This is a genomic window from uncultured Meiothermus sp., assembly GCF_937863175.1.
Lineage (GTDB): Bacteria > Deinococcota > Deinococci > Deinococcales > Thermaceae > Meiothermus.
Genome location: NZ_CALMCQ010000402.1, coordinates 1 through 8,058 on the forward strand (window position 1 = coordinate 1; position 8,058 = coordinate 8,058).

The 8,058-nt window shown below is 60.7% G+C and carries 13 protein-coding genes, 1 tRNA gene and 1 pseudogene; 8 read left to right on the forward strand and 7 right to left on the reverse strand.

Annotated elements, in window-relative coordinates; all coding sequences use genetic code 11:
- A pseudogene (locus Q0288_RS15030) lies at positions 1-321 on the forward strand (imidazole glycerol phosphate synthase subunit HisH); the annotation flags it as partial.
- Positions 322-353: 32 nt separating this feature from the next.
- Here the strand turns inward: Q0288_RS15030 and Q0288_RS15035 are convergent.
- The 4 genes from Q0288_RS15035 to Q0288_RS15050 form a co-directional block, all read right to left on the reverse strand.
- Positions 354-1,271 carry a carbohydrate kinase family protein gene (locus Q0288_RS15035; RefSeq protein ID WP_299432116.1) on the reverse strand — a complete coding sequence of 306 codons (918 nt, stop codon included), beginning with the start codon at positions 1,269-1,271 and terminating at the stop codon, positions 354-356.
- Positions 1,272-1,474: 203 nt separating this feature from the next.
- Positions 1,475-2,281, reverse strand: a complete 807-nt coding sequence (gene rsmA, locus Q0288_RS15040; RefSeq protein ID WP_299432119.1) for a 16S rRNA (adenine(1518)-N(6)/adenine(1519)-N(6))-dimethyltransferase RsmA — start codon at positions 2,279-2,281, stop codon at positions 1,475-1,477.
- A gap of 130 nt (positions 2,282-2,411) precedes the next feature.
- Positions 2,412-3,173 carry a metallophosphoesterase gene (locus Q0288_RS15045; protein WP_299432152.1) on the reverse strand — a complete coding sequence of 254 codons (762 nt, stop codon included), beginning with the start codon at positions 3,171-3,173 and terminating at the stop codon, positions 2,412-2,414.
- 16 nt (positions 3,174-3,189) lie between these two features.
- The gene (locus Q0288_RS15050; protein WP_299432122.1) at positions 3,190-3,873 is read right to left on the reverse strand and encodes a Rad52/Rad22 family DNA repair protein; all 684 of its coding nucleotides are present in this window, start codon (positions 3,871-3,873) and stop codon (positions 3,190-3,192) included.
- A gap of 106 nt (positions 3,874-3,979) precedes the next feature.
- On the opposite strand from Q0288_RS15050, the gene Q0288_RS15055 reads away from it, so the two are divergent.
- Both Q0288_RS15055 and Q0288_RS15060 read left to right on the forward strand, forming a co-directional pair.
- A complete protein-coding gene (locus tag Q0288_RS15055) occupies positions 3,980-4,348 on the forward strand; it encodes a hypothetical protein (protein ID WP_299432125.1) in 369 nt (122 codons plus the stop codon).
- Positions 4,349-4,385: 37 nt separating this feature from the next.
- A tRNA-Ala gene (locus Q0288_RS15060) sits at positions 4,386-4,461 on the forward strand.
- A gap of 71 nt (positions 4,462-4,532) precedes the next feature.
- On the opposite strand, the gene Q0288_RS15065 is transcribed toward Q0288_RS15060, so the two are convergent.
- Entirely contained in the window at positions 4,533-4,712 is a 180-nt protein-coding gene (locus Q0288_RS15065) for a hypothetical protein (protein ID WP_299432128.1), read from the reverse strand.
- A gap of 21 nt (positions 4,713-4,733) precedes the next feature.
- Entirely contained in the window at positions 4,734-5,357 is a 624-nt protein-coding gene (locus Q0288_RS15070; RefSeq protein ID WP_299432131.1) for a hypothetical protein, read from the reverse strand.
- Between the two features lie 141 nt (positions 5,358-5,498).
- Between Q0288_RS15070 and Q0288_RS15075 the strand changes: the two genes are divergently transcribed.
- Both Q0288_RS15075 and Q0288_RS15080 read left to right on the forward strand, forming a co-directional pair.
- Positions 5,499-5,723 carry a hypothetical protein gene (locus Q0288_RS15075; RefSeq protein ID WP_299432134.1) on the forward strand — a complete coding sequence of 75 codons (225 nt, stop codon included), beginning with the start codon at positions 5,499-5,501 and terminating at the stop codon, positions 5,721-5,723.
- Positions 5,702-6,133: a putative toxin-antitoxin system toxin component, PIN family gene (locus Q0288_RS15080; RefSeq protein ID WP_299432137.1), complete on the forward strand. Its 432-nt coding sequence runs from the start codon at positions 5,702-5,704 to the stop codon at positions 6,131-6,133. Before Q0288_RS15075 ends, Q0288_RS15080 begins: the two co-directional genes overlap by 22 nt.
- Positions 6,134-6,174: 41 nt before the next feature.
- Here Q0288_RS15080 and Q0288_RS15085 read toward each other — a convergent pair whose 3' ends face one another.
- The gene (locus Q0288_RS15085; RefSeq protein ID WP_299432140.1) at positions 6,175-6,363 is read right to left on the reverse strand and encodes a hypothetical protein; all 189 of its coding nucleotides are present in this window, start codon (positions 6,361-6,363) and stop codon (positions 6,175-6,177) included.
- Between the two features lie 316 nt (positions 6,364-6,679).
- Here Q0288_RS15085 and Q0288_RS15090 point away from each other — a divergent pair, with 316 nt between their 5' ends.
- The 3 genes from Q0288_RS15090 to Q0288_RS15100 are packed head-to-tail and all read left to right on the forward strand — an operon-like array spanning position 6,680 to position 7,865.
- Positions 6,680-7,057 carry a hypothetical protein gene (locus Q0288_RS15090; RefSeq protein ID WP_299432143.1) on the forward strand — a complete coding sequence of 126 codons (378 nt, stop codon included), beginning with the start codon at positions 6,680-6,682 and terminating at the stop codon, positions 7,055-7,057.
- 2 nt (positions 7,058-7,059) lie between these two features.
- A complete protein-coding gene (locus tag Q0288_RS15095; RefSeq protein ID WP_299432146.1) occupies positions 7,060-7,371 on the forward strand; it encodes a hypothetical protein in 312 nt (103 codons plus the stop codon).
- A gap of 41 nt (positions 7,372-7,412) precedes the next feature.
- Positions 7,413-7,865, forward strand: a complete 453-nt coding sequence (locus Q0288_RS15100) for a hypothetical protein (protein ID WP_299432149.1) — start codon at positions 7,413-7,415, stop codon at positions 7,863-7,865.
- Positions 7,866-8,058: the final 193 nt, after the last annotated feature.

An 8,058-nucleotide genomic window follows, 5' to 3' on the forward strand; every position in this document is an offset into this window, starting at 1 on the left:
GAGGCGCCTGGAACCGCAGCACTGGGGCTGGCGCCAGTGGGCCTGGCCCGTTTTAGAGCTCAGCGGGTGCCGCAGATGGGGTGGAATACGGTTGAATACAACGCCATTTTCCGGCACCTGTCGGGGCGGTATTTCTACTTTGTGCACTCGTATTTTGCCCCGCTTGTAGAAGGTAGCATCGGTGTTACCGAGTATGGTGGAACCCACTTTACCGCCGTCTATGCGCAAGATAATGTGGTCGCTCCACAGTTCCACCCGGAAAAAAGCGGCGCCGTGGGACTGGCTTTGCTCGAGTCCGTTCGGACGTACTTTGGTTCGTAAGGGCCAGGCCTGCGTTGCCTTTATACAAAAATCTACCTGGCCTGCAAAAGGTCTTTCTCGGTAATTAGACGACCTTGCCCACCAATAGCGGTGGCCGCCAGAGAGCCAGCCAGGTTGCCCAGGCGGGCGGCCACAAACGGGTCTTTGCCTTGCAGGATGGCATGGGCGAAGGTAGCCGTAAAGGCATCACCCGAGCCGGTGGTATCCACTACTTCTTCGAGCGGATAGGGTTCTACCAGTTCTTGCCGGGTTGGGGTGATGACAATTGAACCCAGTGCACCCACCTTTACGATGACCGTCTCGAGGCCCCAGCCCTTGAGCGCGCTCACCCCATCGCTGATGGAAGCGCTGCCCGTCAGGGCCAGCAATTCAACCTGGTTCATCAACAGGTAAGAAACGCCCCGAAGAAGGTTGAGCAGCTCCCTGCCTGCGGCCCGCACCGCACCTGTGCCGAGGTCGGCGAAGATGGGCAACTCGCGTTTACGAGCCGCATCCAGGGCGTTGATGGCATACTGTCGTTGCGGGCCTCCCACAAAGGCATAGGCCGAAAACACCGCACCATCCACCTGATCAAACATTCTGGCCTTGAACTCGGCCACATCCAGAAAACGGCTGGCCCCCCCTGCCGAGATCATCGAGCGCTCGCCCCCAGGAACCAGCAAAATCAGGATCGAAGAAGTGGTCTGCTCCGGATCAACCTGCAGATATTTGAGGTCAACCCCGGCCTGTTCTAATTGCGACAGAGCCACGCTTCGGAAAGGATCGTCCCCCACCCGGCTGGCCAAATATACCTTGTTCCCCAGGCTGGCCAGATGGGCGGCCAGCGTACCGCCGGCCCCTCCGGGCTTCATCAGGGCTCGCCGAGCCGGAACCTCTTCGCCTGGCTCCGGGATTCGCTCGAGAAAATAGATTAAGTCAACCGATACATCTCCTACGACAAAGAACCGCATCCCGGCCTCCCAGCCTATGTTTCCCGCTTGCAGGGTTTACTACAGTTTAGCGCCATATTAACCCGATAGGTAGTAGCCTACCCCAAGCATATGAGAAATCGCTATCAAGGGGGGGACTCAGGGCCATTTCGATTCGAACGCACGGCTCTAAGGCCTCGAAAAACCGCCGCGTCGTCGCCGTGCTGCTTGCTATAGCAACCGCGCTAGCTGATTCTAACGAGGAGTTGTTCAAATTGCTGCAAGCTTAGAGCCTCACCCCGAACCTGAGGTGGAAGATTTAGGGCCAGCAGGGCCTGGGAAACCTCTTCGGAGGCGTAACCCCCTGCTTTGAGGGCGTTGATCAGGGTCTTGCGCCGCTGCGCGAAGGCTGCCTCGATCAAGCGGAACAGCGCGGGATGATCTGGGTTGGCATTGGGCTCGAGGCGAATCACCGAACTTGTTACTTTTGGGGGTGGAAAAAAGGCTCCTGGAGGCAGATCCACGATACGCCGGGCCTGTGCGTGATACTGCACCCGCAACGAGAGCAGGCCGTATTCGGCCGTTCCGGGTTGGGCAGTCATGCGCAACGCCACCTCTTTCTGCACCAGTGCTACAATTCGGCGAAATCGGCCCGAAAGCAACAGCTTGGTGATCAGGGGGGTGGCGATATTGTAGGGCAAATTGCCGGCAAATAGGCTCCGGGGCGATACTCCAGTCCAGTCAAAGGTGAGCGCGTCGCCCCAGATGATTTGCACCGGCAGTCCAGCCAGGGTCTCAGCGTAGACGGCCTCGAGCCGACGATCCATTTCGATGCTGACCACCCTTGCACCGGCCTCGGCCAGGGCGCTACTGAGGGTTCCCAGCCCAGGCCCCACCTCATAGACGGTTTGGCCTGGCTCGAGCCCCACCGCCTCGACGATTTTTTGCAGATAGCCCCGCTCGACAAGAAAGTTCTGTCCAAAACGCTTATCGGCCCGCAGACCGTAGCGATCCAGCAGATCCCGAACGACCCTGGGTGAGGTAAGCTTCACGACGAGCGAGCAGGCGAGCAGGGGAGAGATACAAAATATAGAAAAGGCCGTAAGGAACGTGAAAATCGAATCACATAACCTCTAGCGTCCTTCCAGGCCTCTCCCGCGCATAGCCGCTCCTCCTCTCGCTTTACTGGACAGCCGCGCCCACCGGCGGGATTTCCACGATTTCCCAGTCCAGCCTGTCCTCATCGAGAATCAGTTCCAGGTATTGATCCTGGTCGAGCGCATCAATTAAGGCCAGTTTGTCCTTAATCAAGATACCGTTTTTCATTACGGTATGCCCGTACACGCCAAAGCGATAGCCCATGCGCTCTATGTAGTCGGTATTGTGAATCCACCACTCTTTGGCTTCGCGCCCGTTGTAAAACATTTCATCGTAGGTTTGGAGCCACGGTACAGGCCCCACATGGGCAAAGTTGACGCCGTGCAGACTGATCTGGGCTGGAAAGGTCTGAAACCAGCTCTTCAAATCTTCGGGAAATGCCACCCCACCCAACTCGGGGTGAAACTCCTTGTGCTCGAGGTGGGCGTTTCCTAGCACCATATCGCCGGTAATGGCCGCATGGTCGTGGTTGCCCATCAGAATGGTGATGTGTTCGGGGGCGGCCTCCTGAAAGCGTTTGATGCGTACCAACTCCCGAAGCTGGGCCCTGGCCGCCATGCGCGTGTGGTCGGGGTTGTTGGGGTCGTAATCCTCCAGCCCGGTCAGGCGGCGGTAGTCGGCCAACAGCTTGGGATGCACCAGGTCACCCATCATGACCACACGGTATGTACCGCGTCTGAGGGGGTCGGAGGGGAGCCAGTCCTCCCCAACCGCAAACGAATGCTTCAAAGCCCGCCACAGCTTGGGAAAGTCGGCGTGCAAGTCCCCGATGGCAATAACCTTGATCACAGATGTCCTTTGCTCATGAGGCTTGCCCCTTCAGCAAAGCCCGCAACTCGCCGTAGAGTTTACGCGTTTCGTCAGGATGTTTGCCATACCCCCCATATCTCATCACAATCTGGGCTGCCTGCTTGCCCAGACCTGCTTCTTTGAGGCGTTCGATCAGGCGGTCTATAAGTTCCTGGGGTTCGGGCTTGGCCTCGGCCGGAGAGGGCGTGCTGTCTGCGCGGGCTCCGGGGTATGGGGCCGGAGCCTCAGAATCAAGGCTGCTGTGCACAGAAGCCTCCAGATCCACCCTGGGACTGTTGAACTTCCCGGTGTCGGGGTCGTGGTCAACCCACTGCTTATCGAGGCGGTACAGGAAGCGTCCCACGCCAAACTTAACCGCAGCCCGCATCAGCGCATCGGAAAACGCAGACTTGAAGCTATCCCCCTCACCCACATCTTCCTTGGAAATATCCATCACGGTGAGCCTGCACTTCACCGCATAGTTGCCTGCGGCTTCTGGTGGGGGCGCATGCAGCACCACATAGTTGTCCTGCCAGCCATTGGTGCCCACGACCTCATCGAGGCGATCCAGCACAATCCTGGCATCCACATACGGCACAACCAGGGCTCGTCTCTTGTCTTTGGATAAGGCTTCCACGCGCCACTGCAACTCCTCGGGTGGGAAGGGCTCGCTCAGCATATCCCAGACATCGTTCATCGGGCTTCATTCTAGCAGCACGGCAACGCTGGCTCAGGTTGAACGTGAAAAGCCTATTAACCTCCCTCACATGCTGGTACTGGCATCCAGAGACTAGGGTAGGGGCATGCAGTGGATTGTCGCCGTGCTTGTGCTGGGTTCAATGGCTTTTGCCCGGATTAGGGTCACAATTGAGACCCCGCCCCCCCCAACCCTGATCATCAGCGCAGATGTGCGGATTGCGCTGGTTCCGGGCATTATAGTGGTAGAACGAGTTCCCGAACCCCTGGGGATGCGGGTGGTGTACCGGAGCGACCGGGTCGCCGGGCTTTATGGCTACCATCACCGCGACCTCGTTGCCAGGGGCTGGACAAGGGTCAGGCACCAGGCCAGCGAGGGTCGCTACAAGTCGGAGTACCGCCGGGGCCGGGCTAAGGCCAGTTTAGAAGTACGTGACCGCCGGGGCCGCGTCGAAGTGAGGGTGAAGGAAGGCTAGACACATTCCGCGCTCCCGGCTACACTAACAAACGCTTGGGGCCGTGGCGCAGTTGGGAGCGCGCTTGAATCGCACTCAAGAGGTCGAGGGTTCGAATCCCTTCGGCTCCACCAAGTCCAGGACAGCATAAACCCCCAGCGTTGTTGCTGGGGTTGCGGTTTTGTAGCAGAAAATGTAGCAGATTTTATTGGGCCACGTCCTCGAGGTCAATCACCCAGCCCTGGCGCTCGGAATCCAGCAGGTGGCGGTAGACATTCAGGGTCATGATGGGCGTGCTGTGGCCCAGGCGCTCGCTGACCAGCTCGACTGGTGGAGCGCCCCTGGCCAAGAGCAACGAGCGGTAGGTGTGGCGCAGGTCGTGCACCCGGACAGGCGCCAGGTTTAGTCAGTTGCAGATGCGTCGCAGGGCATAGTTGGGGGCATTGGGCTCTACTGGGCGGCTGGGGTCTTTGCTGCTGGGGAATAGCCACATCCGTATCAGGGTGGCCTCGCTGAAGCCCGCCTGCACCAACTGGCTGCGATAGGTTATCAGCCGGTGCCAGGATAGTGTGGGAACCGGCACCAGTCGCTCACTGCGGCGGTTTTTGGTGGGGCTGACCGCAGGGCGCATAACACCCCCAGTCCAGGCCCGGCGTATGGCCAGTGTTTGGGCGTTGAGGGCAGCCAGGAGCAAGCTCAGCTCGCCCGGCTCCAACACCCGGCCCTGGCGGGTGGGTGGGGGTAGTTTGAGACGCACCGGCTGTACCGGGTTGTGGTGGATTATTTCCAGGGCTACCGCCTCTTCAAAGGCGGAGCGCTGTAGGGATCGAACCCTGCGAATACCGCGAGCCGGCAGGGCCAGGCCATCCAGAAAGGCCCGGATGTGGGTTGGCCGAATGGCTTGCAAGCGCTTGTGCCCGAGTGCATCGTGCAAGTGGGGATCATCCAGCGAGGGCAGGGCCCGGCTCTGCGGCTGAGCCAGACTGTCACGATGGGCCTGGGCCACCAGCTCGGCTAGCTTCCGCCTCACCTCGGCCCTGGTCTGGCCATAGACCACCTTTCGCCGGGGTTGCCCTGACGGTTGTAGCTAGTCGTAACCGCGCCAACCCAGCGGCACGACGGTAGATGGAGCCCTCCTTGTTGCCGCGCCGGGGCATGCTACACTGACCTCATGGTGGTATTGCTGCCCAACGACCTCAGCAAGAAACTCTCGGCTTTCAAGCGGGCCAAGGGGCGCAACTGGGCCAAAGAGCTCGAGAAAATGCTGGATGAAGCCGTCCAGCTATCTGCCTGGGATGCCGAAGTGCGCAAGCCCGGGCCTAAAGCCAGCCAGATTAGCGAAAAAGAGGCTATCAAAATGGCAGTAGATGCCGTGTGCACGGCCCGCAAAAAGTGATGCGGGTAGTTTTCGACACCAACATCTACATTGCCACCCTCGTTACCCCTACCTCCAGCGTGGCCCGTGTTTATTGGGCCTGGAGAGAAGGGTGCTTTACCCTGCTCACCTCTACAACCCAACTTGCCGAGTTGCGCCGGGTGAGCCGCTATGCCAAGTTCAACAGCATCATCCGGTCTGCACAAGCCGGGGCCATGGTCAATACCCTGAAAGCGAGAGCTGAGTTTATTGCGCACGGCACAACTAACACCTTCTCGGCAGACCCCGACGATGACCTGATACTGGTAATAGCCGCTAAGGGCAAGGCAAACTATTTGGTAAGCCTGGACGAAGAGCATATGCTATCCCTCAAAAAGATTGAAAACACTCGAATCATCCGACCCGCACAACTGATAAAGCTCTTACGATAATGCGACCCATACTCACCTGCTGGGCCGCCACATGCCCAGAGCTACCCCTTCAAGTACCGTCCCACCGCCACCCCCACCACCGTGCTGCCTTCGGGTGCCTCGAACACTGCGCGGTGGGTACGGTTGTCGTTGCCAAAAAGCAGCAGGCCGTTCTCTACCCCCAGGTAACGCTTGATCACGACTCCATCCCCAGCCAGCCAGACCGCCACCACCTTTCCCCGCTCGGGCATCGCAAGCGTAGGGCGACATAGAATCCCCCCGCACCCGCACAATAAACAGCCGCGATTTGTCGTAGCCCCGCAGCTCGGGCAAATACACCTCTTCCATCTCCAAATCATCCCCAGCCCACGGCGGCCCTGCGCCCGCCGCCGCGCTGCCCCCTCTCGGGCAAGCGGCCCTATCCCGACGAGCTGAGCGCCCAGATTGCCGCTGCTGGGGTCGGGAACAAACGCGGCTGCAAACTCTTTGTCTACCGCTGCCCGCACTGCGGGCGCTGGCATCTGACCCGCAGCCCGTCCCGCGCGGGTGCTACCCTGAAGGAGAGCCATGGACGATAGAAGACTCAACCCCCTCCGCCTGCTGATCGTGCTGGGTATAGCGGTCTACTTCGGTGTCCTGCTGACCGCACCCGAGCAGACCCCCCAGCAGGCCCAGGCCCCGGTACCCACCGCCAGCAGTCCCGCGCCCCTACTACCCGCTCACACCGGCCCCTGCACTGCCCAGATCGAACAGGTGGGGATCGGCAACTACGAGCTGCGCCTGCAGATCAGCGGGGCTGCCGAGCGCATCCTGGTCTACACCGACCAGGGCAACCTGACCGCCTCCACCACCCAGGCCGGTAGCGCCGGGGTCTACCGGGTTCGTACCCCCGGCCCGGCCACCGCCGTGCAGCTCGACGGCTGCCCGGTGCTCAACCTGAGGTAACCATGGAGCCTAAGAAGGGATACATTGGCCGCTCGGCCTATCGCAGCTTCACCCGCAAAAAAGACCCCGTGCGCCCCGACGCCACCCGGCAGCTCGAGCTGATGACCGTCCTGCTGGCCGATGCCCGTAGCGCCGAAAGCATCATGGGTCATGCCGGGGGTGACCTGCGCAACCTCAACGGGATCGAGATCAAGGAGCTGGCCGCCCTCCCCGGGGTGGGGGAGGCCGCCGCCGCCAAGGTTATTGCCCTGTTTGCCCTGCTGCAACAGCTTTTATCGCCGCGTCAGCCTCAGCCGTCTGTCTCAGACGGCTAAGTCAGCCTTGAAATATAGGGTGCCCCAGGCAGCCTGGGGGTATGGCCTTTACCCGTGTGCCGATCGGGACAAACCAGGAGCTAAAGCCGGGTCTCTACGAGGCCACCTTGGCGATTACCGGCGACATCAGCCGGGCTACCCGCGCCGACCTCCAGCGCATCCTCTCGGCCCGCTTCGGCCAGACCGTACAGGTGGTGGACTGGGGCCGTTTGAATCAACAGTACGTGCTCCAGTTCCGGGTGGTGCAGGCCGCCCAGACCCAGGACAGCGACCTGATCCAGCCCGCCGCCCTCTGGATTCCCATCGCCATTACCATCGCCGCCATCGCCGGGGCGATTTACGCTGCCTACCGCTTCACCGTCGAGGTTAAAGCCGCCTTCCAACTGGTCTCCCAGCCTGCCCGCGACACCGGCGTCGCCGGGGTGGGGGTGGGCATGGTCGGCCTGGGGGTGGGGGCCGCGCTGATTGGACTCTACCTGCTGGTCAGGAGGTGAAATTATGGCAAAAAAACGTGCAGCCCGTACCCGCAAAACGCCCAAACGCGACAAAAAAGGTCGGTTTATCAAGCGATGAAACTCCAGCTCCCCGACGCCCTGCTCACCCAGCCGGTGGAAACCCCCACCGGCCCAACCGAGGGCATCCCTCTGGACACCCACCAGCTCGATCCCATCCTGGCCGAGGCGGTGG